The 23,332-nt window shown below is 72.2% G+C and carries 21 protein-coding genes; 12 read left to right on the forward strand and 9 right to left on the reverse strand.

Features of this window, described 5'->3' with window-relative positions; translation table 11 throughout:
* Positions 1–123: 123 nt before the first annotated feature.
* Together ACFYZL_RS33905 and ACFYZL_RS33910 are read right to left on the reverse strand one after the other, a co-directional pair.
* Positions 124–939 carry a nucleotidyltransferase domain-containing protein gene (locus tag ACFYZL_RS33905; protein ID WP_384749760.1) on the reverse strand — a complete coding sequence of 272 codons (816 nt, stop codon included), beginning with the start codon at positions 937–939 and terminating at the stop codon, positions 124–126.
* Positions 940–1,108: 169 nt separating this feature from the next.
* Positions 1,109–1,783 (reverse strand): Crp/Fnr family transcriptional regulator, encoded by a 675-nt coding sequence (locus ACFYZL_RS33910; RefSeq protein ID WP_003981529.1) that lies wholly within the window; start codon positions 1,781–1,783, stop codon positions 1,109–1,111.
* A gap of 254 nt (positions 1,784–2,037) precedes the next feature.
* On the opposite strand from ACFYZL_RS33910, the gene nth reads away from it, so the two are divergent.
* From nth to ACFYZL_RS33925, 3 genes are all read left to right on the forward strand, one after another.
* Positions 2,038–2,952: an endonuclease III gene (gene nth, locus ACFYZL_RS33915; protein WP_384749758.1), complete on the forward strand. Its 915-nt coding sequence runs from the start codon at positions 2,038–2,040 to the stop codon at positions 2,950–2,952.
* 106 nt (positions 2,953–3,058) lie between these two features.
* Entirely contained in the window at positions 3,059–3,781 is a 723-nt protein-coding gene (locus tag ACFYZL_RS33920) for an NUDIX hydrolase (protein WP_388684351.1), read from the forward strand.
* Positions 3,782–3,794: 13 nt separating this feature from the next.
* Entirely contained in the window at positions 3,795–4,997 is a 1,203-nt protein-coding gene (locus tag ACFYZL_RS33925; RefSeq protein ID WP_384749754.1) for a MarP family serine protease, read from the forward strand.
* Between the two features lie 372 nt (positions 4,998–5,369).
* On the opposite strand, the gene ACFYZL_RS33930 is transcribed toward ACFYZL_RS33925, so the two are convergent.
* From ACFYZL_RS33930 to ACFYZL_RS33950, 5 genes are all read right to left on the reverse strand, one after another.
* Positions 5,370–6,338: an alpha/beta fold hydrolase gene (locus tag ACFYZL_RS33930; protein WP_384749751.1), complete on the reverse strand. Its 969-nt coding sequence runs from the start codon at positions 6,336–6,338 to the stop codon at positions 5,370–5,372.
* On the reverse strand, positions 6,335–6,793 hold the full coding sequence (locus ACFYZL_RS33935; RefSeq protein WP_384749748.1) for a phage holin family protein: 459 nt from the start codon (positions 6,791–6,793) through the stop codon (positions 6,335–6,337). The genes ACFYZL_RS33930 and ACFYZL_RS33935 overlap by 4 nt, the downstream gene beginning before the upstream one ends.
* Before the next feature lie 72 nt (positions 6,794–6,865).
* Complete coding sequence (gene nhaA / locus ACFYZL_RS33940; RefSeq protein WP_384749745.1) at positions 6,866–8,275, reverse strand: Na+/H+ antiporter NhaA; 1,410 nt, start codon at positions 8,273–8,275, stop codon at positions 6,866–6,868.
* 202 nt (positions 8,276–8,477) lie between these two features.
* The gene (acs, locus tag ACFYZL_RS33945) at positions 8,478–10,475 is read right to left on the reverse strand and encodes an acetate--CoA ligase (protein WP_388684355.1); all 1,998 of its coding nucleotides are present in this window, start codon (positions 10,473–10,475) and stop codon (positions 8,478–8,480) included.
* A 184-nt stretch (positions 10,476–10,659) separates the two neighbouring features.
* Complete coding sequence (locus ACFYZL_RS33950) at positions 10,660–12,984, reverse strand: SulP family inorganic anion transporter (protein WP_384749741.1); 2,325 nt, start codon at positions 12,982–12,984, stop codon at positions 10,660–10,662.
* Between the two features lie 292 nt (positions 12,985–13,276).
* Here ACFYZL_RS33950 and ACFYZL_RS33955 point away from each other — a divergent pair, with 292 nt between their 5' ends.
* Positions 13,277–14,584 carry a hypothetical protein gene (locus ACFYZL_RS33955; protein WP_384749739.1) on the forward strand — a complete coding sequence of 436 codons (1,308 nt, stop codon included), beginning with the start codon at positions 13,277–13,279 and terminating at the stop codon, positions 14,582–14,584.
* On the opposite strand, the gene ACFYZL_RS33960 is transcribed toward ACFYZL_RS33955, so the two are convergent.
* Positions 14,538–15,569: an ATP-binding protein gene (locus tag ACFYZL_RS33960; protein WP_388684357.1), complete on the reverse strand. Its 1,032-nt coding sequence runs from the start codon at positions 15,567–15,569 to the stop codon at positions 14,538–14,540. The two genes, ACFYZL_RS33955 and ACFYZL_RS33960, sit on opposite strands and share 47 nt — an antisense overlap.
* A gap of 109 nt (positions 15,570–15,678) precedes the next feature.
* Here ACFYZL_RS33960 and ACFYZL_RS33965 point away from each other — a divergent pair, with 109 nt between their 5' ends.
* Complete coding sequence (locus tag ACFYZL_RS33965) at positions 15,679–16,500, forward strand: oxidoreductase (RefSeq protein WP_388684359.1); 822 nt, start codon at positions 15,679–15,681, stop codon at positions 16,498–16,500.
* Between the two features lie 404 nt (positions 16,501–16,904).
* Here ACFYZL_RS33965 and ACFYZL_RS33970 read toward each other — a convergent pair whose 3' ends face one another.
* Positions 16,905–17,780: an HAD family hydrolase gene (locus tag ACFYZL_RS33970; protein WP_388684362.1), complete on the reverse strand. Its 876-nt coding sequence runs from the start codon at positions 17,778–17,780 to the stop codon at positions 16,905–16,907.
* 528 nt (positions 17,781–18,308) lie between these two features.
* Between ACFYZL_RS33970 and ssd the strand changes: the two genes are divergently transcribed.
* From ssd to ACFYZL_RS34005, 7 genes are read left to right on the forward strand one after another with little or no spacing between them, the layout of a single operon-like run.
* Positions 18,309–19,457, forward strand: a complete 1,149-nt coding sequence (gene ssd, locus ACFYZL_RS33975; protein ID WP_388684429.1) for a septum site-determining protein Ssd — start codon at positions 18,309–18,311, stop codon at positions 19,455–19,457.
* On the forward strand, positions 19,454–20,602 hold the full coding sequence (locus ACFYZL_RS33980; protein WP_384731031.1) for a TadA family conjugal transfer-associated ATPase: 1,149 nt from the start codon (positions 19,454–19,456) through the stop codon (positions 20,600–20,602). The genes ssd and ACFYZL_RS33980 overlap by 4 nt, the downstream gene beginning before the upstream one ends.
* Positions 20,599–21,489, forward strand: coding sequence for a type II secretion system F family protein (locus ACFYZL_RS33985; protein WP_388684364.1), 891 nt, complete (start codon positions 20,599–20,601; stop codon positions 21,487–21,489). Before ACFYZL_RS33980 ends, ACFYZL_RS33985 begins: the two co-directional genes overlap by 4 nt.
* Positions 21,489–22,262 (forward strand): type II secretion system F family protein, encoded by a 774-nt coding sequence (locus ACFYZL_RS33990; RefSeq protein ID WP_388684367.1) that lies wholly within the window; start codon positions 21,489–21,491, stop codon positions 22,260–22,262. Before ACFYZL_RS33985 ends, ACFYZL_RS33990 begins: the two co-directional genes overlap by 1 nt.
* A gap of 49 nt (positions 22,263–22,311) precedes the next feature.
* Positions 22,312–22,509, forward strand: a complete 198-nt coding sequence (locus ACFYZL_RS33995; RefSeq protein ID WP_384749724.1) for a DUF4244 domain-containing protein — start codon at positions 22,312–22,314, stop codon at positions 22,507–22,509.
* 25 nt (positions 22,510–22,534) lie between these two features.
* Positions 22,535–22,882 carry a TadE family type IV pilus minor pilin gene (locus ACFYZL_RS34000; protein ID WP_384749722.1) on the forward strand — a complete coding sequence of 116 codons (348 nt, stop codon included), beginning with the start codon at positions 22,535–22,537 and terminating at the stop codon, positions 22,880–22,882.
* Positions 22,879–23,256 (forward strand): Rv3654c family TadE-like protein, encoded by a 378-nt coding sequence (locus tag ACFYZL_RS34005; RefSeq protein WP_388684371.1) that lies wholly within the window; start codon positions 22,879–22,881, stop codon positions 23,254–23,256. Before ACFYZL_RS34000 ends, ACFYZL_RS34005 begins: the two co-directional genes overlap by 4 nt.
* The last annotated feature ends 76 nt before the right edge of the window (positions 23,257–23,332 follow it).

The following is a 23,332-nucleotide window of genomic DNA, read 5'->3' on the forward strand; positions in this document are numbered from 1 at the left end:
CGGCTGGCTGCACTCCTACAATCACCACCGCGGACACACCGCGCTCGCAGGCAAACCACCCGCCAGCCGCGTCCCCAACCTCACTGAGCAATACATCTAGGGCCTGATCCCAAAGACAGACCCCTACGTCCGCTCGGGTGGTCGGGGGCCCTTGGTGCCGTGCCGGGCCGCGTACTCGTCCGCGAGCCACGGCCCGAGGTCCTCGACGTACGAGCGCAGCACCGCCGGGTCGTCGACCGGCTCCCGCGCCACCGTGGTCGCGGCCCGCATCTGCGCCGCGCGCTCGGGGTAGTACAGGCCGAAGATCTCCGCGGACTCGGCGAGATCGCCGGTCCAGCCGCCCCACCGGGGCATGACCAGGGTGAATCCGGTGCGTACGAGACGCCGTGCGAAGGACCGGCTCAGCTGCCGGTACTCCTGCGGGGTGGACGCGGCCCGCGTCCTCGTGCGCCAGTCGGGCAGCAGCTCGGCCAGGTCGCCGTTGGTCTCGCGGGCGAGCAGGCTGTCGGGCCGGTAGCGCGGCAGGTGCTCGGCCAGGTCCGCGCCGAGCAGCGGGGTGCACAGGCAGGCGAGGAACCAGCCGAGGTCGAATCGTTCCGCCTCGCCGAGCACCCGGTCCTTGCCGTGGAGCAGGACGTCGACCCCGTCGATCTCCGTGAAGTCCTCGTCGAGTCCGCGCGCCAGCACCTCGGTGGTGTCGCGGTCCTCGTGCGTGGGCTCGTGGTGCAGGACGATCAGCAGGTCGAGGTTCGAGTGCCCGGGGCGGGCCGTCCCGCGCGGCAGGGAACCGTGCAGGTAGGCGCTGTGCAGCCGGCGCCCGTACGCCTCGGAGATCCGCTCGCGCGCGGCCGCGACGACGCCCCTGAATTCGGCCGGCACCTGTCCGAGCGACCCCTCGCGCTCGAAGAAGCCGTCCGCGTCCACGCCTCTGCGCTCCATACGGCCACTGTGCACGTCCCCTGGCCGGGGGGCCTGGGGGCGATCTCGGCTCGCCGGCGCTTGAGGCGCGGGGCCCGGAACGGAGGCTCCGGCGACGGCGCCGCACCCGCAAACGCGAGAGGGGCCCCGCCCAACCGGGCAGGACCCCCTCGAACAGTGCCTACGAGCGTCAGCGGGAGCGCTTCGCGAGGCGCTCCACGTCGAGCAGGATCACCGCGCGGGCCTCCAGCCGCAGCCAGCCGCGGCCCGCGAAGTCGGCCAGGGCCTTGTTCACGGTTTCGCGCGACGCGCCGACGAGCTGGGCCAGCTCCTCCTGCGTGAGGTCGTGGACGACGTGGATGCCCTCTTCGGACTGGACGCCGAAGCGGCGCGACAGGTCCAGGAGCGCCCGCGCCACACGGCCGGGAACGTCGGAGAAGACCAGGTCGGACATCTGGTCGTTGGTCTTGCGCAGGCGGCGGGCGACGGCGCGCAGCAGCGCGGTCGCGACCTCGGGCCGGGCGTTGAGCCAGGGCTGGAGGTCGCCGTGACCGAGGCCGAGCAGCTTGACCTCGGTCAGCGCGGTGGCGGTGGCGGTGCGCGGGCCCGGGTCGAAGAGCGACAGCTCGCCGATCAGCTCGCCGGGGCCGAGGACGGCCAGCATGTTCTCGCGGCCGTCGGGGGAGGTGCGGTGGAGCTTCACCTTGCCCTCGGTCACGACATACAGCCGGTCGCCGGGGTCGCCCTCGTGGAACAGGGCGTCGCCGCGTGCGAGGGTCACCTCGCCCATGGAGGCGCGGAGCTCCGCGGCCTGCTCGTCATCGAGCGCCGCGAAGAGCGGGGCGCGCCGCAGAACGTCGTCCACGAGTCTCTCTCCTATGTCGACCAGCTCAGGGGACCGGTCCCCCATTTTGCCGGACGGCTCAAACAGTGCGATCAATCACTACTAAGGATGCCGGACGGAGGCGCGTGCTGTGCGGTGGGAGACCAATCGGGGTGGTGTTACCTGAGGTCCGGGCGGGTGTCGGCGCCCGGCCTTAGGCTGGCCGGGTGTCCAATAAGCCGGTGAGAGCACAGGCCAAGGGGTCCTCAGGAGTGACGACGCCCCAAAATTCAGCCGTGGGCGAACAAGCCCCCAGGAAGGTGTCCGCGGGGGCCCGAGCCGCCTCCGAGGGCAAAGGTTCGGCCAAGAAAGCATCGAAGCCGCCGCAGCCGCCGAAGCCGAGGGCCGCCGCGAAGCCGGAATCGCACCTCGCCATGGTGCGCAGGGCCCGCCGCATCAACCGCGAGCTGGCCGAGGTCTATCCGTACGCCCATCCGGAGCTCGACTTCCGCAATCCCTTCGAGCTGCTCGTCGCGACGGTGCTGTCGGCCCAGACCACCGACCTGCGGGTGAACCAGACGACCCCGGCCCTGTTCGCCGCCTACCCGACCCCCGAGGACATGGCCGCGGCCGTTCCGGAGGATCTGGAGGAGCTCATCCGGCCGACCGGGTTCTTCCGGGCCAAGGCCAGGTCCCTGCTCGGCCTGTCGCAGGCGCTGCGGGACGACTTCGGCGGGGAGGTCCCGGGCCGGATCGAGGACCTGGTGACCCTGCCCGGAGTCGGCCGCAAGACGGCGAACGTGGTGCTCGGCAACGCGTTCGGCGTCCCGGGGATCACCGTCGACACCCACTTCGGCCGGCTCGTGCGCCGCTGGAAGTGGACCGAGCAGGAGGATCCGGAAAAGGTCGAGGCGGAGATCTGCGCGATCTTCCCGAAGAGCGAGTGGACCATGCTCTCGCACCGGGTCGTCTTCCACGGCCGCCGGATCTGCCATGCGCGCAAGCCCGCCTGCGGCGCCTGCCCGATCGCCCCGCTCTGCCCGGCGTACGGGGAGGGGGAGACCGACCCGGAGAAGGCGAAGAAGCTGCTCAAGTACGAGAAGGGCGGCCAGCCCGGTCAGCGCCTGACCCCGCCCGCGGACTACCCCGGCCTCCCGGCCCCGGCACCGTCCGGCTCAGCCTCGGCGAAATCCGGCCCCTCCGGCGTTTGAGGAGCGGGGTCCGGGGCGGAGCCCCGGCAGCGGCGCCGCGGCCGTAGGAACGAATCAGCACCCGGATCGCGTTTGGCGGTGTGGGAGATCACGGACGGGGATGCCTATGACGCGCGGTAGCGATACTCGGGACGAAACGGCCACGGGAGCCCGGGCGGGCGGCGACGTCGCCGTGAGCACCGACGGGCTGCCCTCCTGGCTCGACCCCGTCGTCGAGGCGGCCCGCAGCGTGCAGGGGCCGCAGCTCAGCCGGTTCCTGCCCCCGGCCGACGGCCGCGGGCGGCAGTCGGCCGTGCTCGTCCTCTTCGGCGAGGGCCCCCGCGGCCCCGAGCTGCTGCTGATGGAGCGCGCCGGCACCTTGCGCTCGCACGCGGGCCAGCCGTCCTTCCCGGGCGGCGCCCTGGACCCGGAGGACGGCGATCCGGCCACCACCGGCCCGCTGCGCGCCGCCCTGCGGGAGGCCGAGGAGGAGACGGGGCTCGATCCCTCCGGGGTCCAGCTCTTCGGGGTGCTGCCCCGGCTCTACATCCCGGTGAGCGAGTTCGTCGTGACCCCGGTCCTCGGCTGGTGGCGCACGCCGAGCCCCGTGGGCGCCGTGGACCCGGCGGAGACGGCCCGGGTTTTCACGGTCCCCGTGGCCGATCTCACGGACCCGGCACACCGGGTCACCACCGTCCACCCGCGCGGCCACCTGGGCCCGGGTTTCACCGTCGAATCGGCTCTGGTCTGGGGTTTCACCGCCGGGGTGATCGACCGGATCCTGCACTTCGCGGGGTGGGAGCGACCGTGGGACCGGTCACGGCAGGTCCCGCTCGACTGGCACGCATGAGACGGTGGCCCACGTGAACGTGCTGGACATCTTGTTGTTGGTCGCCGCCGTGTGGTTCGCGATCGTCGGCTACCGGCAGGGGTTCGTCGTCGGCATCCTGTCGGTGATCGGCTTCCTGGGCGGTGGCCTCATCGCCGTGTCCCTGCTGCCGCTGGTCTGGAACCGGGTGACGGACAACGGCAGCCAGGTGTCCACCACGGTCGTGGTGATCGCCGTCGTCGTGATCATCGTCTTCGCCTCCGTCGGCCAGGCCCTGACCACCCATCTCGGCAGCAGACTCCGCCGCCGCATCACCTGGTCACCGGCGCGCGTCATCGACGCGACCGGCGGGGCCGTGGTCAACGTGGTCGCGATGCTGCTGGTGGCCTGGCTGATCGGCCTGCTGGTCGCCGGTACCTCGATACCCACGCTGGGCAAGGAGGTTCGCACCTCCAGGGTGCTGCTCGGCGTCTCGCGGGTGCTGCCCGACCAGGCCAACACCTGGTTCTCGAACTTCAGCTCCACCCTGGAGCGCAACGGCTTCCCACAGGTGTTCACCCCGTTCGCCAACGAGCCGATCCCCACGGTGCAGGCGCCGGACCCGGACCTCGTCAGCAGCCCCGTCACCCAGCAGGCCAAGGGCTCGATCGTCAAGGTCGTCGGCACCGCGCCCAGCTGCAGCAAGGTGCTGGAGGGCACGGGCTTCGTGTTCGCGCCCGGCAAGGTGATGACCAACGCGCACGTCGTCGGCGGGGTCGCCGAGCCGACCGTGCAGATCGGCGGCGAGGGCAAGCTGTACGACGGCAAGGTCGTGCTCTACGACTGGGCGCGCGACATCGCCGTCCTGGACGTGCCCAAGCTGAAGGCGCCGGCGTTGGAGTTCACCGACAAGGACGCGGTGAGCGGCAACGACGCGATCGTCGCCGGCTTCCCGGAGAACGGCGCGTACGACGTGCGAGCGGCCCGCGTCCGCGGCCGGATCAACGCCAACGGCCCGGACATCTACCACCGGGGCACCGTCCGACGGGACGTCTACTCGCTCTTCGCGACCGTCCGCCAGGGCAACTCCGGCGGCCCGCTGCTGACGCCCGACGGCAAGGTGTACGGGGTCGTCTTCGCGAAGTCCCTCGACGACCCGAACACCGGCTACGCACTGACGGCGGACGAGATCCGCGACGACATCAGGGTCGGCAAGACCGCCGGCCAGAGGGTCGACAGCCAGGGCTGCGCCCTCTGACCCGCCGCCGACCCGCCCCTGAGCCGTCCACGCCGCCCGCGTCCTCAGCGCCTTCCGCGCCCTCTGCGTTCTCTGCGTTTTCTACGTTCGTGGATGACGCAGGCGTGCCGAGACCCACATGGCCCGGCGGCGCAGGATGCGCGGAATCCCGAGTCTGAGGTCGTGGCCGTGCCGGCCGGCCCTCTCGTGGGTGCCCGGCGCGGCGGCCGAGCGGTCTTCGTGTGCGGTGTCACCGTAGTCGTGCGTCCAGCCCATACTCCGAGCTGTGCCCGTGCCCCAAGGTCGGTAACCCCGTATGCGGGGGCCAATTGGCCTATGCGCCAGGCAATTGAATGCTTGTCATACCGGTTATGCCGGTTATGTGAGGGTCGGTCAGCGGTCCGGCTCGGGGTCCTTGAGCCAGTTCACCAACTCGGTGGAGAAGGCCACCGGGTCCTCCTCGTGCGGGAAGTGCCCGAGCCCGTCGAACAGCCGCCACCGGTACGGGGCTTCGACGTATTCACCGGAACCGGCCGCGCTGCGCGTCCGCATCACCGGGTCGAGCGAGCCGTGCAGGTGCAGCGTCGGCACGCGCACCGGCCGCTTCATCCGCCGGTTGAACTGGAGCCCGTCGGGCCGCGCCATCGAGCGCATCATCCAGCGGTACGGCTCCACCGAGCAGTGGGCGGTGGACGGGATGCACATGGCCCGCCGGTACACGGCGATGTCCTCGTCGGTGATGGACTCCTGGAGTCGGGGACCCGACCACTCCCGGATCAACTCCCCCACGAGCGCCCCGTCGTCGGCGACGAGCCGGCGCTCGGGGATGAACGGGCGCTGGAAGCCCCAGATGTGCGAACTGGCCCTGGTCTGGCCGAAGTCCGAGAGCATCGCCGAACGCCAGCGGCGCGGGTGCGGCATCGAGGAGACCACGAGCCGGCGCACCAGCTTCGGCCGCATCACCGCGGCCGTCCACGCGAGGTACCCGCCCAGGTCGTGCCCGACGAGGGCGGCGTCCGGCTCGCCCAGGGACCGTACGACCCCGGTGATGTCGAGCGCCAGGTTCGCGGGGTCGTAGCCGCGCGGGGTGCGGTCGCTGCCGCCCACCCCGCGCAGGTCCATCGCGACCGCCCGGTATCCGGCGTCGGCGAGCGCGGTCAGCTGGTGCCGCCAGGTCCACCAGAACTGCGGGAATCCGTGCAGCAACAGCACCAGCGGCCCGTCGCCGACCTCGGCGACGTGGAAGCGGGCGCCGTTGGCCGCGACGTCCCGGTGCGTCACCGCTCTGCCGCCGGGGAGGTCGAGCCGTACCGCCGTGGCGGCGGTGGGGGGAGTGCTCGGGTCCGGCGTGGGGGCTGTCATGAGGACGAGCGTGCCACACCCACGGCCTGGTCACTCACCGGCCGCGGGTGCGGCTTGACGGTTCCGAGGACCGCGGACGTCTGCTTGACGGACTCGATGGTCTTCACCGGCGGCTTGACCTTCTTGAACTTGGACATGGCGATCAGCCCGATCACGGCCGCGAGCACCCAGAACGCCACGCCGACGATGAGGAACGACCACGCGAGGCCGAGTCCGAGGTTGTGGATCCCGTAGGCCGCGGCGAAGCTCAGCACCGGCAGGGAGAAGAGCAGCAGCACTCCGGCGACGATCGCGGCGCCGCTGCCGATGCCCGCGCGCTTGACGTCCTGCTTGAGCTCCACCTTGGCGAGGGCGATCTCGTCGTGCACCAGGGCGGACATCTCGGCGGTGGCCGAGGCGACCAGCTGGCCCAGCGTGCGCTCGGCTCCTTGCGCCCCTTGGTCCACTGCGGTCATCGCTCTCTCCCTCTTGTCGTCTGCCGGTCTGCTTCGTGTGTCGCCGGCGGCTGTCCTCCGTCGTCAGTCAGATCATGCCGGACGGTCGGCCTCGTTGCTGGCCCCGGCCGCCGCTTCGGCCTTGCGGCGGTGCTCCGCGGCCCTCTCCTCGTAGATCTTCGCCATCCGCAGGTGGTACGCCGGGTTGTGCTCCTCGTAGATGTCCGGGATGCCGTCCTGGTCCTCGTCGCGCTCCTCGGCCTCGGTGAGCGCCTTGTACTTGCGGTTGCGGAGCTTGAGCAGGACGCAGGCGATCACCGCGGCGATGAGGGAACCGATCAGGACGGCGGCCTTGATCTCGTCGGTGAGCACGGGGTCGCCCGCGAAGGCGAGCTCGCCGATGAGGAGGGAGACGGTGAAGCCGATGCCGGCGAGGGAGGCCACGGCCAGTACGTCGGGCCAGGCGAGGTCCTCGTTCAGCTCGGCCTTGGTGAATCGGGCGGCCAGCCAGGTGCCGCCGAAGATGCCGACGGCCTTGCCGACGACCAGGCCGAGGACCACGCCGAGGGTCTCGGGCCGGGTGAAGACCGCGGTGATGGCCTCGTCGGAGAGCGAGACACCGGCGGCGAAGAGCGCGAACAGCGGCACGGCGAGACCGGCCGAAATCGGCCGTACCAGATGCTCGATGTGCTCGCCGGGGGAGTGCTGCTCGCCCTCCCTGGTGTGGCAGCGGAGCATCAGGCCCATCGCGACGCCGGCGATGGTGGCGTGGACCCCGCTGTTGTACATCAGCCCCCAGATGACCAGGGCGAGCGGGACGTAGACGTACCAGCCGTGGACGCCCCGGCGCTGCAGGAACCAGAAGAGGGCCAGGCCGACGACCGCGCCGCCGAGTGCCAGGAAGTCGATCTTCTCGGTGAAGAACACGGCGATGATGATGATCGCGAAGAGGTCGTCGACGACGGCGAGGGTCAGCAGGAACGCGCGCAGGGCCGAGGGCAGCGAGGTGCCGATGACCGCGAGGACGGCGAGCGCGAAGGCGATGTCGGTGGCGGTCGGGACGGCCCAGCCGGCCATCGAACCGTTGCCGATGAGGTTGTCGAGGGCGTAGACCCCGGCCGGCACGGCCATGCCGCAGAGGGCGGCGATGACCGGGAGGGCGGCCGCCTTGGGGTCGCGCAGGTCGCCCGCGACCAGCTCGCGCTTGAGCTCGATGCCGGCCACGAAGAAGAAGATCGCGAGCAGGCCGTCGGCGGCCCAGTGCTGGATCGAGAGGTCCAGGCCGAGGGCGGCGGGGCCGATGTGGAAGTTCTTGACGGTCTGGTAGCTCTCCGCCAGGCCCGGGGTGTTCGCCCAGATCAGGGCGGCGACCGCGGCCACGAGGAGCAGCACACCGCCGACGGTCTCGGCGCGCAGGGCATCGGCGATGAAACGCCGCTCGGGCAGCGAGAGCAGACCGAGGAACTTGCGGCTCTGGCGGTCGGTGCGGTCGGGCGTGGCCACAGCGGGGCACCTCCGGGGTCGGTTGGACGGCATGGCGAAGCTCGTTGCCGACCAGACTTCCCGGCGCACCCTGTGGTTTCACGCTTGGTTTTTACGCTTTGAATACTTTACAGGGTGTACGCGAGGGCATATCCGGTGATCATCACTTTATGCGCGAAAGGGGCACCCGGCGCGGCGCGCCCGGTGCCCCTTTCGTCGTGTCTCAGTCCTCGCTGGAGGCGTTCGGCAGCTTGCTCTGGATCAGGCTCATCACCGAGGAGTCGGCGAGTGTGGTCACGTCACCGACGGCGCGGTTCTCGGCCACGTCGCGCAGCAGGCGGCGCATGATCTTGCCGGAGCGGGTCTTCGGCAGCTCCTGCACCGGCAGGATCCGCTTCGGCTTGGCGATCGGGCCGAGGGTGGCGCCGACGTGGTTGCGCAGTTCGGCGACCAGACCCTCGGTCTCCGAGGCGCTGCCGCGCAGGATGACGAAGGCCACGATGGCCTGGCCGGTGGTCTCGTCGTTCGCGCCGACCACGGCCGCCTCGGCGACCGAGGGGTGCGAGACGAGCGCGGACTCGACCTCCGTGGTCGAGATGTTGTGGCCGGACACGAGCATCACGTCGTCCACCCGGCCGAGCAGCCAGATGTCGCCGTCCTCGTCCTTCTTGGCGCCGTCGCCCGCGAAGTACTTGCCCTCGAAGCGCGACCAGTAGGTGTCGATGAACCGCTGGTCGTCGCCCCAGATGGTGCGCAGCATCGAAGGCCACGGCTCGGTGAGGACCAGGTAGCCGCCTCCGCCGTTCGGGACCTCGTGGGCCTCGTCGTCCACCACGGTGGCCGAGATCCCGGGCAGCGCGCGCTGCGCCGAGCCCGGCTTGGTCTCCGTGACGCCGGGCAGCGGGGAGATCATCATCGCGCCGGTCTCGGTCTGCCACCAGGTGTCCACGATCGGGCAGCGGTCGCCGCCGATGTGCTTGCGGTACCAGATCCAGGCCTCGGGGTTGATCGGCTCGCCGACCGAGCCCAGCACGCGCAGGCTCGACAGGTCGAACTTCGCGGGGATGTCGTCGCCCCACTTCATGAACGTACGGATGGCCGTGGGGGCGGTGTAGAGGATGGTGACGCCGTACTTCTGCACGACCTCCCAGAACCGGCCCTGGTGCGGGGTGTCCGGCGTGCCCTCGTACATCACCTGGGTGGCGCCGTTCGCGAGCGGCCCGTAGACGATGTACGAGTGCCCGGTCACCCAGCCGATGTCGGCGGTGCACCAGTAGACGTCGCTCTCCGGCTTCAGGTCGAAGACGGCGTGGTGGGTGTACGAGGCCTGGGTGAGGTAGCCGCCCGAGGTGTGCAGGATGCCCTTCGGCTTGCCCGTGGTCCCCGAGGTGTACAGGATGAAGAGCGGGTGCTCGGCGTCGAAGGCCTGCGGGGTGTGTTCGGCGGACTGACGGCCGACCAGGTCGTGCCACCAGAGGTCGCGGCCCTCGCTGAAGGCGGTGTCCTGGCCGGTGCGCCGTACGACGAGCACGTGCTCGACCTGCGGGCACTTGCCGACGGCCTCGTCGATCGCGGGCTTCAGGGCGGTCGCCTTGCCGCGGCGGTAGCCGCCGTCGGCGGTGATGACCAGCTTGGCGTCGGCGTCCTGGATGCGGGAGGCGACGGCGTCGGCGGAGAAGCCGCCGAAGACCACGGAGTGCGCGGCGCCGACACGGGCGCACGCGAGCATCGCGACGACCGCCTCGGGGATCATCGGGAGGTAGACGGCGACCCGGTCGCCGGCCCGGACGCCCAGCTCGGTCAGGGCGTTGGCGGCCTTGGAGACCTCGTCCTTGAGCTCGGCGTAGGTGATCGCGCGGCTGTCGCCGGGCTCGCCCTCGAAGTGGATGGCGACGCGGTCGCCGTTGCCGGCCTCGACGTGGCGGTCCACGCAGTTGTAGGCGACGTTCAGCTTGCCGTCGGCGAACCACTTCGCGAAGGGCGGGTTGGTCCAGTCGAGCGTCTCGGTCGGCTCCGTGGCCCAGGTCAGCCGCCGGGCCTGCTCGGCCCAGAAGCCCAGCCGGTCCGCGTCGGCCTGTGCGTACGCAGCCTCTTTCGCGTTGGCGGCGGCGGCCAGATCGGCGGGCGGTGCGAACCGCCGCTCCTCCTTGAGCAGATTGGCCAGGCTTTCATTGCTCACGAGATCTCCCTTTCCCAGGGTGTCCGTTGTGTCCCCGGGCATAGCTCATCAGTCGGTGGCCCGGGTGACAAGGGGTAGCCGACAATTGGTTTAGACCTATGTCCGTTCCGGTGCCGCGCGAGACGGCGTGCGAAGGCCCCTTCCCGCTGCAGGGTGCGAGAAGGGGCCACGCGATTGCACGGATACGGGAGGGTATCGGTTCACACCTCGCGGTCAGGGGATCAGGTCAGGCGTTCTGGCCGACACTGTCGAAGACGCGGCAGTCGAAGAAGTCCTCACCCTCGGACAGCAGGTACGCCTGCGCCTCGCCCACGTGGAAGTACATTCCGTGCAGCTCCAGCGTCCCCTCGGCGAGCCGCCTGGCCACCGACTCGTGGGCCCGCAAGTGCTCCAGCTGCTGCACCACGTTGGTCAGGCACAGCTGCTCCACGGCGTCGGCCGGGAGCCGCCCGGAGATCCGGGCCCAGGCGTGGTGGCGGCTGGCCATCCGCTCCAGGCTGGGCAGCCCGTGCCGCAGCCAGCGGCGCAGCGGGGTCATCGGCTGGCCGGGGGCGGAGTTGAGCAGCGCCTGCATGGCCCCGCAGCCCGAGTGGCCGCACACCGTGATGCTGTCCACCTTGAGCACGTCCACGGCGTACTCGATGGCCGCGGCGACCGAGTCGTCCGTGGACTCCGCCCCGGGGAGCGGGACCAGATTGCCGACGTTGCGGACGGTGAAGAGGTCCCCGGGGCCGCTGGCCGTGATCATGCTGGTCACCAGACGGGAGTCCGCGCAGGTGAGGAAGAGCTGCGAGGGCCGCTGCCCCTCGCGGGCCAGCCGGGCCAGCTCGTCTCGTACGTGGGGCGCCGTATCGCGCTGGAAGGCGCCGATGCCGTTGGCCAGTTGACCTGCCCCGCGCCCCCGGGGGCGCGCCTCCCGCGAGGCCGCCGACTCCAGGGCCTCGGCCGCCGCCTCCAGGCCGCCGGGCTCCGCCGTACGGGGCCGGTCCGGTCGGTGGTCGCAGTGGTTCTGCCAGGGCGTCCAGGGCCGGCAGCAGTGGTGCGCCCCGCGCTGCGGCCCGCCGCGGGGCCGGTCGGCCGCGCTGGCGCGGCCGGTCACCTTCAGCGAACCTCCGTGCGCCACATGGGAGTCCTGCCAGTCCTGCAGGGTCTCGTAGGCCGCGTGGTCCATGAACGAGCCGTCCAGCTCGATCAATGCCTGCCCGTCGTGCGGGATCTGGTTCAGCGCCCGGCTCAGCCGCGGCACCGCGAGGAAGGTCAACTGTCCGCGCGCCCGCACCCGGTGCACCCCGCCGTCCAGCTGCTCCACCGTGATCCTGGTCCGGGCGAGGCGGTGCAGGGCCAGCGCCACGGCGACCGCGACCCCGATGGCCACGCCCTCCAGGACCCCGCCGAACACCACGGCGACGATCGTCGTGACGTAGACGAGGATCTCGCGGTGCCGGGTGACGGTGCGCAGGTGCGTGGCATTGACCATCTGCACGCCCAGCGCCATGACCAGGGCGGCCAGCGCGGCGAGCGGGATGAGGTCGAGGACGGGGACGAGCAGCCCGGCCGCCAGCAGCACCCAGAGCCCGTGCAGCATGACCGACCGCCGGCTGACGGCCCCGTACTTGACGTTGGCGACGCTGCGGACGGCCCCGCCCGCGACGGGCAAGCCGCCCAGGGCCCCGGAGACGATGTTCGCCACGCCCTGGCCGCGGAGCTCCTTGTCGAGGTCGGCGCGCGGCGGGCGGTTCCCCGTCTGCCGCTCGGAGGCGATCAGCTTGTCGGTGGCGACCGCCGAGAGCAGGGATTCCACGCTGCCGACCAGGGTGATGGTGAGTACGGCGGCGATGATGCCGAGGACCGGCCCCTCGGGCAGCTCGGGCAGCGCGTGGCTGCGCCAGGACGGCAGGTCCACACGGGGCACCGTGAGCCCGGCGAGGGCGGCGAGGACGGTGGCTGTGGCGACGGCGGCCAGCGCCGCCGGAACCTTGCGCAGCGCCTGCCCCGCCCGGCCGGGCAGCCGCGGCCAGGCGATGAGGACGGCCAGCGTGAACACGCTGACGGCGAGTGCGCCCGGGTGCAGGTCGGCCAACTGGCCGGGCAGTGCCCGGACATTGGCCACGGCAGAGCTCTGCGGGGTGCCGCCGAGCACGATGTGCAGGTTGGCCAGTGCGATGGTCACGCCGACGCCCGCGAGCATGCCGTGCACGATGGCCGGGCTGACCATGAGCGCCGACCGGGCGGTCCGCAGCGCGGCGAGCCCGAGCTGGCAGCATCCCGCGAGCACGGTGATGGCGCAGGTGGTCCGCCACCCGTAGCGCTGGATCAATTCGGCGGAGACCACGGTGAGTCCGGCCGCCGGCCCGCTCACCTGGAGCGGGGCACCGCCGAGCCGCCCGGCGACGATCCCCCCGACCGCCGCGGCGACCAGACCCGCCTGGAGCGGGGCTCCGGTGGCCAGGGCGATGCCGAGCGAGAACGGGAGGGCGATGAGGAACACCGCGAGGGAGGCCGAAAGGTCGGCCGGGAGGTTGGCGGGGAGGTTTTTGGCAGGGGCAGTCATAAGGTCCCGTCTCCTCTGGCCTGGTCTGGCCCGGTCTGGTCTGGGGAGGGGTGAAGCGGCGGGAGTCTCAACGCTCAGTAAACGAATGGTAATGGTGAGTAAAGGCGGGTGAAAGGTAATACGGGCAAATGGCCCATGAAATACCCCCAAGGGGTGATTGAGCTTTTTATCCGGCTTGTCACACCTTCCTCAAAGCAGACCGCATGGGACGTTGCGGCGCGGAAGTCCCGTGAGGGAACCGCGATGAACCCCGATGGCTCTGCCATGGATCTGCGAGGGAGAGGTGGGGCGGATGATCGCCGCCACGAAGAAGATCGCCGGTGGCCTGGTCGCCACGGCTCTGGCCCTGGGGGTCGCCGGGTGCACCGCCTCGGAACCCGTCAAGTCCCCGGCCCCCGGACCCCAGAACGCCAGGAAGGGAGCGGCCGCCCCGGAGGCCCCGGGCAGCGTCAACCGGCCCATCGGCGACGGCTCGACCGCCTACACCGGCCCGCAGCCGAACGTACGGAAGCCGCAGAAGCTGAAGCCGGGTGAAAAGCCGCCGCAGTTCGTGGTGTTCTCCTGGGACGGGGCCGGCGAGGACAGCCAGAAGCTGTTCTCGCACTTCCGCGAGGTCGGCAAGAAGTACAACGCCCGCATGACGTACTTCCTCAGCGGCGTGTACATGCTCCCGGAGGAGAAGCGTTCCCTCTACACGGCCCCGCAGCACTCGTCCGGCCGCTCCGACATCGGCTTCGGCGACCTCCAGGGCATCAAGGACACCGCCACCCAGGTCCGCGAGGCCTGGCTGGAGGGCAACGAGATCGGCACCCACTTCAACGGCCACTTCTGCGGCCCCGACGGCGGCGTCGGCACCTGGTCCGTGGAGGAGTGGAAGAGCGAGATCAACCAGGCCAAGTCGTTCGTCAAGAACTGGAAGACGAACGCGGACCTGAAGGCCATGCCGGCGCTGCCGTTCGACTACGACAAGGAGCTCATCGGCGCCCGCACCCCCTGCCTCGAAGGCCAGAAGAACTTCATGCTGGCGGCCAAGGACATGGGCTTCCGCTACGACTCCAGCGGCATCAGCAAGCAGATCTGGCCCAAGAAGACGGACGGCCTCTGGGACATCCCGCTCCAGCTCGTACCCATGCCGGGCCGCGCCTTCGACACGCTGAGCATGGACTACAACTACATGGTCAACCAGTCCGGGACGACGTCCCAGGGCGACCCGTCCCAGCACGCGTACTGGGGCGACCAGATGCGCGACGGCCTGCGCCAGGCCTTCGACCGCGTCTACCAGGGCAACCGGGCGCCGCTGATCATCGGCAACCACTTCGAGTCCTGGAACGGCGGCACCTACATGCGTGCCGTCGAGGAGTCCATCAAGACCATGTGCACCAAGCCCGAGGTCCGCTGCGTGCCGTTCCGAGAGCTCGCGGACTGGCTGGACGCCCAGGACCCGAAGACCCTGGATTGGATGCGGTCGCTCGACGTCGGCGAGGCGCCGAAGGCGGGCTGGGCGAAGTTCCTGACCGCGGGGCCGCCGGCGAAGCCGGCCGCCCCCGCGGGCGTCAAGCCGGCTGCGGAGCCGGCCGATGGGGCTGCGGACGAGGGCTGAGGATCGCCTCCACGGCCGCCGCGTCCTCGCGGAGCACGAAGTCGGGGTCGATCTGGTCCGCCAGGTCGACCCCGGTCTTGGCGTTGCCCCAGCTCTCCGCGTTCTTGAGGTGGAAGCGCACCATCTGCTCGGTGTACCGGCCCCAGTCGCGGTGCGCGTAGGAGTCGTCGGCGGCGTCCTGGAGGGCCTGGAGGGCCAGCCGGTTGCTCGCCTCCAGCAGCTCGAAGGCGGCCGGGCGGCCCTTTTCCATCGCCCGCACCCAGTCCGAGTGCCCCAGGGTGACCAGCAGGTCCTCGCCGACCTCGTCCTGGAGGAACTCGATGTCCTCCAGCCCCTGGACCTTGTTGCCGATGACCTTGAGCGTGATCCCGAAGTCCCGGGCGTACTCCTTGTACTGGCGGTAGACGGAGATGCCCTTGCGGGTCGGCTCGGCGACCAGGAAGGTCACGTCGAAACGGGTGAACATGCCCGACGCGAAGGAGTCCGAGCCGGCCGTCATGTCGACGACCACGTACTCGTCGGGTCCGTCGACGAGGTGGTTGAGGCAGAGCTCGACCGCTCCCACCTTGGAGTGGTAGCAGGCGACCCCGAGGTCGGCCTCGGTGAACGGCCCGGTCGCCATGAGCCGTACGGGCTCCCCGTCCAGCAGCAGCGTGCGCGCGCAGGCCTCGTACACCGGGTTGTCCTCGGTGATGCGCAGCAGGCGCGAGCCTCTGCCCGGCGGGGTGGTCTTGATCATCGTGTCGGCGGACGCGATGCGCGGGTTGGAGCCCCGCAGGTACTCCTTGATCAGGGGCAGGTGCGCGCCCATGGCGGGCAGTTCGGCTGCCTCCTCGTCGCCGAGGCCGAGCGCGGTGCCCAGGTGCTGGTTGATGTCGGCGTCCACCGCGACGACGGGGGCTTCATTGGCGGCGAGGTGGCGGATGAAGAGGGAGGACAGCGTCGTCTTGCCGCTGCCGCCCTTTCCCACGAAAGCGATCTTCATGTTCACCAAGCGTAGTGGGTCGACGACGGGGAGTTGTCAAGGTGAGTGAAGAAGACCACTCCAAGGAGGGGTCGGTGCTACGGGGGCGCAGTGCGTAGGCTCCTTACTTATGAGTAGCGCTGCTGACCCGCTGGCCGCACTGGCCGGGCTGCCGGGTGTCGCCGATTCCGTGGATTCCGTACGCAAGGCCGTGGACCGGGTCTACGGGCACCGCGTGATGCGCCGCCGGAGCGGAGAGATCACCTCGGAGGCCGCGCTGCGCGGCGCGCGCGCCAGTGCGGCGCTGTCCGGTGCCGACTGGGCGCTGGAGGAGGTGCGCCGCCGGACGGACTTCGGTTCGGAGCCCGAGGCCCGCATGGTCGGAGCCGCCCTCCGGCTCACCGCCGAGGCCGGCCAACTGCTGAGCATCTGGCGCCAGTCGCCGCTGCGGGTGCTGGCGCGCCTGCACCTGGTGGCGTCGGGGTCGACGGTGGAAGGGGACGTCGTGGGGCGTCCGCGACTGGCGGGCGAGCCGGTGGACGAACCGCTGGTGGACCTGCCGCTGCCGAGCGCGGACGAGGTCGCGGGCCGGCTCGACGGCCTGTCCCGCCTGGTCATCGCGGGCGGTTCCGCCCCGGCGCTGATCACGGCCGCCGTGGTGCACGGAGAGCTGCTGGCCCTGCGTCCCTTCGCCACGTACAACGGTCTGGTCGCACGGGCGGCGGAGCGGATCGTCCTGATCAACAGCGGGCTGGACCCCAAGGCGATCTGCCCGGCCGAGGTCGGTCACGCGGAGCAGGGGCGCGAGGCGTACCTGGAGGCCTTCGCGGGCTACGTCTCCGGCACCGCCGAGGGGATGGCCGCCTGGATCGCCCACTGCGGGCGGTCGATCGAACTCGGTGTGCGCGAGTCGACGGCTGTCTGCGAGGCGCTTCAGCGGGGCGCGGCCTGAGCGGTTTCACCCGTCCGGGCCGTCGGGCCCCGTTCGGCCTGCGATTTTCGTCCGGACACGGGTTGCGGCGACACCCATACCGCTCTGGTGTCGCCGCTGGCATTCACGCCCAGTTACCAAGCGTCCTCGATGGTTGCCCATCAGGTCGGGAGCTTTGCCCGTTCCCTGGTGCGGCTGGCCCGTAATCGACGGGTCGACGTCGCGTGGGTGCTCGGCGCTCATGCTTCGGTCCGTGGGCCTTACTGCGTTTTAAAGATGATCCTCTCGGATGTTCTTTGGTCTCGCGGGCCGTTGCTTTATTTGTACTCCGGTTCGGTTCCATGCGAAACCCCTGGCTCCACTTTTTACTTTCCGGGGCGAGCTCGGGCGAACCGGACAGCCGCTATCGGTGCAGGTCAGGACATTCACCTGGACGCGGCGGCCGGCAGTGCGCTCGCGCGGCGCCGGCTCGCGTACCAGACCAGCCCGGCCGTGACCGCCGCGGCCCCCACGGCGGCCGCTGCGACGAGCGCGGGCCGCGCGGGCATGGACAGCCCGGGGAGCCGCTGCTTGAGCCGCACGGGCCGGTCGAAGACCAGGACGGGCCATTCGCGCGCCAGGGCCTCCTTGCGCAGCGCCCGGTCCGGGTTGACCGCGTGCGGGTGCCCCACGGCCTCCAGCATCGGGACGTCGGTGATCGAGTCGCTGTACGCGTAGCAGCGGGCGAGGTCGTAGCCCTCGGACTCGGCCAGCTCGCGCACGGCCTCCGCCTTCGTGGGCCCGTACGCGTAGTACTCGATCTCACCCGTGAAGCAGCCGTCCTCGCCCACGACCATGCGCGTGGCGACGACCCGGTCCGCGCCGAGCATCTCCCCGATCGGTTCGACCACTTCGGCGCCGGAGGTGGACACGATCACCACATCGCGGCCGGCGGTGTGATGGGCCTCGATGAGGGACGCCGCCTCGTCGTAGATGATCGGGTCGATGAGGTCGTGCAGCGCTTCCGCGACGATCTCCCGCACCTGCTGCACGTTCCACCCCTTGCAGAGGGCGGACAGGTACTCCCGCATCCGCTCCATCTGGTCGTGATCGGCGCCGCCGGCCAGGAAGATGAACTGTGTGTACGCGGTGCGCAGCACTGCGCGGCGGTTGATCAGGCCGCCCTGGTAGAAGGACTTGCTGAACGTCAAGGTGCTCGACTTCGCAATGACCGTCTTGTCCAGGTCGAAGAAGGCTGCGGTACGAGGCGAGGAGTGCGGCAAGGGCTGATTTTCCACGCCCCGAGCATATGCGCCCACCATTCGGCGTAAGGTGTGGCGCGTGGGTTTGCCTGAGAAGGCTCTCGGGTACACCATGGAAGTCACGGATCGTTCGCGACCGTGCTAACCCGGTCTGGCTCCTCCCCCCCCGAGTCGGACCGTGGGGACGACCCCCGCTCTCCCCCCCGGCGGGGGTCGTCGCATGTCCGGACGCGGTTCGCGTCCCTGCCTTCGGCCCCAAGTGACCATCTCCCGGCCCTTCCTCTTGTGCTGGGCCCTGTCCGTCGAAGGCCCCCACCACATCAGACTCGTAACGGAGCGTAGTGGTTCCGGCGCGTTCCGGAACTCACCTGTGAGGGTGACCGGGTTATTCACAATCGGTCTGCTGTCCACAGTTTTCGAGCAAGATCCACTTCTTTTTCCCGATCGCTGCACGGTGATTCCGGCCGCGAAGTCCGCGGCGCACGGATTTGCAGGGAGAAGGGGGCGGAGATCGTGGCTCGATCGAAGTCGTGTGAATCGCGGTCGGGGGAGTCGGCCGGGGTCGTGGCCGGCGCTGTGGCCGGTGCTGTGGCCGTCGCCGGGAGCGCCTCGGGTCGCGCGGCCGGGGCGGAGCCCGCCGGCGGGCGACCGCTGATCATCACCGAGGATCCGCTGCTGCTCGACGACCTGCTGCGGCTGTGCGCCGCGGCGGGCGCCGAGCCGCACGTGCACCACGCGGTGCCGGGGCAGGGCGTCGGGAGCGGTGGGAGCAACGGGACTGCTGCGGGGATCGGTTGGGAGTCCGCGCCGCTCGTGCTCGTCGGGGACGACGCGGCCCGTCGGGTGCGCGGGGCGCCGCGCAGGGGCGGGGTGTTCCTCGTCGGCCGCGAGTTGGACGACCCCCTGGTGTGGCAGCGGGCCGTGGAGATCGGAGCGGAGGAGGTGCTGCGGCTCCCCGATGCCGAGAGCCGGCTCGTCGACCGCATCGCCGATGTGGTCGAGGGCGCCGGGCGGCCCGCCCTCGCCGTAGGAGTGATCGGCGGCAGCGGCGGTGCCGGTGCCTCCACCCTCGCCTGCGCGCTCGCCCTGCGGGCCGCCCGCGGCGGGGAGCGGACCATCCTGATCGACGGCGACCCGCTGGGCGGGGGCATGGACGTCCTCCTCGGGGGCGAGACCGCGGAAGGGCTGCGCTGGCCGGACTTCGCGGGCTCCCGGGGGCGGGTCGGCGCCGGAGCCCTGGAGGAGTCCCTGCCCGAGCTGCACGCCCTGCGGGTGCTCAGCTGGGACCGGGGGGACCGGGTGGTGGTGCCGCCCACCGCGATGCGGTCGGTGGTGGCCGCCGCCCGGCGCAGGGGCGGGGTGGTGGTGGTCGACCTCCCCCGCCGGGTGGACGAAGCCGTGGCCGAGGTGCTGGCCCAGCTCGACCTGGTGCTGATGGTGGTGCCGGGCGAGCTGAGGGCGGTGGCCGCGGCGGGCCGGGTGGCGGCCGGGGTGCGGATGGTGGCCCGGGACGTGCGCGTGGTCGTACGGGGCCGCTGCCCGGGCGGGCTCGACGCGGAGGCCGTGGCCGGGCTGCTGGGGGCGCCGCTGGCCGGTGAGGTGCCGGTCGAGGTGGGACTGCCCGGACGGGTGGCCGAGGGCGAACCGCCGGGAGGGCAGGGGCGGGGCGCGCTGGCCCGCTTCTGCGACGGATTCTGGCAGCGCGTGCTCGGCCCCGCCCGAGGGGCGGCGGCATGAGCGCGGTGCTGCTGGAGGCGGTGCGCAGGCAGCTCGCCGAGAGCGGGGCGGAGCCGACCCCGGCGCGGGTGGCGGCCGCCCTGCGGGCCCAGGGCAGGCTGCTCGGCGACGCCGAAGTGCTGGGTGCGGCCGCCGAGTTACGGTCCGAGCTGGTCGGAGCCGGCCCGCTGGAGGCGCTGCTCGCCGACCCCGGGGTCACCGACGTGCTGGTGGCGGCGCCCGACCGGGTGTGGGTGGACCGCGGTGGCGGGCTGGAGCTGACCCCGGTGACCTTCCCCGACGCGCAGGCCGTGCGCAGGCTCGCCCAGCGGCTGGCCGCCGTCGCCGGCCGCCGCCTGGACGACGCCCGGCCCTGGGTGGACGCCCGGATGCCCGACGGGACCCGGCTGCATGCCGTCCTGCCCCCGATCGCGGTCGGGTCGGCCTGCCTCTCGCTGCGGGTGGTGCGACCACGCGCCTTCACCCTGGAGGAGCTCGTCACGGCGGGGACGCTGCCGCCCGGAGGGCACCGGCTGCTCCGGGCGATCGTCGAGGCCCGGCTGTCGTTCCTCGTCTCCGGAGGCACGGGGACCGGCAAGACCACCCTCCTCAGCGCCCTGTTGGGACTGGTGGGCCCCGGTGAGCGGATCGTGCTGGCCGAGGACTCCGCCGAGCTGCGCCCCGACCATCCGCACGTGGTGCGGCTGGAGACCCGACCGGCCAACCAGGAGGGTGCCGGCCTGGTCACCCTGGCGGATCTGGTGCGGCAGGCGCTGCGGATGCGGCCCGACCGGCTGGTGGTCGGCGAGGTCCGGGGTGCCGAAGTCGCCGACCTCCTGGCCGCGTTGAACACCGGCCACGAAGGCGGGTGCGGCACTGTGCACGCCAACGCCGCCGCTCATGTACCGGCCCGGCTGGAAGCGCTCGGGACGGCCGCCGGGCTCGACCGGGCCGCCCTGCACAGCCAGTTGGCGGCCGCGCTGACCCTGGTGGTCCACCTGGCCCGGGACCGGGCGGGGCGGCGCCGGGTCGCCGAGGTGCACGTGCTGGAGCGGGACGCCGCCGGGCTGGTGGTGACCGTACCGGCGCTGCGCTGGGCCGCACGCGGATTCCTGCGGGAACGGGGCTGGGAACGGCTCGGTCCCCTGCTGCGGGGTGCGCGATGAGTGCCTGGGCGGGGGCGGGCTTGTCGGTGCCGGTGTTCGCCGGGGTGCTGTGCGCGGGTGCGGCCGCCTGGGTGCTGGCCGGGGGCGACCGGGCCTCCCGACGGGCCCGGCTGGTGCTCGCGGGGGTCGGGCCGGTGGCCGCGGGCGGGCCGGTGCGCCGGGAGCGGTGGCTGATCGGGCTGCGGGTCCGGGCGGCGCAGGGGCGGGAGTGGGCCTGCCTCGGGGTCGGACTGCTGGTCGCACTGCTCGGCGGATCGGTGCTCCCGCTGCTGGTGGGAGCGGCCGCGGTGCCGCTGGTGCGGCGGTGGCTGCGCACCCGGGCCCGGGAGCGGGCCCGGGTGGCTCGGGCCGCCGAGGTGGCGGAGCTGTGCGGGGCGGTGGTGGGGGAGCTGCGGGCCGGCTCCCAGCCCGGTCAGGCGCTGACGGCGGCGATACGGCGGACGGTGGCGGGCCCCGGCGGACCGGGCGCGGCGGAAGCGGGAGTGCTGGCCGCCGCGGCGTTCGGCGGGGACGTGCCCGGGGCGCTGCGCCAGGCGGCGCGGGAATCCGGGGCGGAGGGATTGGCCGGGATGGCGGCCTGCTGGCGGGTCTCGGTGGACGGCGGTGCGGGGCTGGCCGCCGGGCTGGACCGGCTGGAGGGGGCGCTGCGCGCCGAGCGGGACCGCGAGGAGTCCCTGCGGGCCCAGCTCGCGGGGGCGCGCTCGACGGCGGTCGTGCTGGCCCTGCTGCCGCTCGTGGGGCTGCTCATCGGCACCGCACTGGGCGCGGACCCACTGCGCGTGCTGCTGCACACCCCGGTGGGGTGGGGCTGTCTGCTGGCGGGCGCGGTGCTGGAGGCGCTGGGGCTGCTGTGGTGCCGACGGATCGTACGGACGGGGGAGCGGTGATGGGCGGCTTCGCGGTCCACAGGCTGGGGACGGTGCTGTGCCTGGCTGCGGTGGCCCTGAGCGTGCTGTCCGCCGTGACGGCGGGCGTGCGGGCGCGGGCCGCCCGGCGCAGGGTCGCGGTCCTCCTGGGGGTCGCCCCCGGGCGGCGTAGGCCTGCGGTGCCCCTTCGGATACGGGGTGCGGCGGGCTGGGTCGGGCCGGCCGGAGCGGTGCTGGCGGGCTGGGTGCTCGGCGGTGGCGTCGCGGGAGTGGCCGTGGGAGCCCTCGCGGCCCTCGGTGTGCGGCGCCGGCTCGTCCGGGCCCGCCCGCCCGCCGGGGTCGATCCACGGGAGGCGGAGCGTCAGCTGCCCTTCGCCGCGGACCTGTTGGCCGCGTGTCTGGCGGCCGGCGCCGGCCCGGTGGAGGCCGCGGAAGTGGTGGGGGAGTCGCTGGGCGGCCCGTTGGGCGAGCGGCTGGCGAGTGCCGGTGCCGAGCTGCGGCTGGGCGGCGAACCGGGAGCCGGGTGGGGGAGGTTGGCGGAGATACCGGGCGCCCGGCCGCTCGCGGACTGCCTGGAGCGGGCCGCCCGTACGGGAGCGCCGGCGGCGGAGCCGGTCTCCCGCCTCGCCTCGCACCTGCGGGCGGACCGGGCCCGGCGGGCGGGAGCCCGTGCGCAGAAGGCGGCGGTGCTCGTCACCGCACCGGTGGGGCTGTGCTTCCTCCCCGCATTTCTCGCGATCGGGGTCGCGCCCGTGGTGATCGGAATGGCCTCGGGTCTTCTCTCGAACAACTGACGTCACATGAATCACGCGCATCAACAAGGGAAATCAACAGGAGGTTGCCATGAGGATCATCTGGTTTCGTGTACGGACGGCGCTGAGCGGTCGTCGGAGCGATGCGGGGATGTCCACTTCCGAATACGCCATGGGCACCATCGCGGCCTGTGCGTTCGCGGCGGTGCTGTACAAGGTCGTGACGAGTGAAGTCGTCTCCACCGCCCTTCAGTCGACGATCGGGAAGGCGCTCGATGTGCCGTTCTGAGAGGGAATCCGGGGCACGTCGAAAAATGGGGGACCGCGGATATGTGACGGCGGAGGCCGCCCTGGTGATCCCGGCCCTGGTGCTGTTCGCGGCGCTGCTGGTGTGGGCGCTGATGGCGGCCGCCGCGCAGATCCGGTGCGTGGACGCGGCCCGGGCCGGGGCCAGGGCGGCAGCCCGGTCCGAGCCCGCGGACGTCGCGGTGGCGGCCGCCCGGGCGGCCGCGCCCGAGGGGGCCCGGGTGGGGCTGGAGCGGGTGGGTGACCTCTGGCGGGTCCGGGTCGAGGCGCGGGCGCCGGGGCCGGGGTCCCTGCCGGTGCGGCTCGGCGCGCAGGCGGTGGCCCTGGCGGAGGACAGCGTGGGGCCGCCGCCGTGAGCCGGGACCGGGGCTCGGCCACCGTGTGGGCGGTGCTGGTGGTGGCGGTGCTGAGCGCGGTGTTCGGCGGGGTGCTGCTGCTGGGCCAGGCGGTCGTGGCGCGCCACCGGGCGGCGGCGGCAGCGGACCTCGCGGCCCTCGCGGCGGCGGCGAGCTGGGCCCACGGCCCGGCGACCGCCTGCGCGGCGGCGGCGAGGGTGGCCGGGGCGCAGGGGGCTCGGCTGTCCGGGTGCGTCCTGGAGGGTGAGGTCGCGGAGGTCACCGCCGGGGTGGCGGCGGGCCCCTTCGACCCCACGATCCGGTCCCGAGCCGGCCCCGCCCCGGAGCCGCCGAGGGGCCCGGCGGCGGAACCTCTGCGGCGCCCGGGGCCGTAGCGGCCCCCCAGCCGCCCGCAAGCGTCTGCCCCGGGCCTTCTACCCGGGGGCGGCGCGCCCCGGCCCTGGTACGGCC

It is taken from the genome of Streptomyces sp. NPDC001717, from assembly GCF_042892775.1.
In the GTDB taxonomy this organism is placed as follows: domain Bacteria; phylum Actinomycetota; class Actinomycetes; order Streptomycetales; family Streptomycetaceae; genus Streptomyces.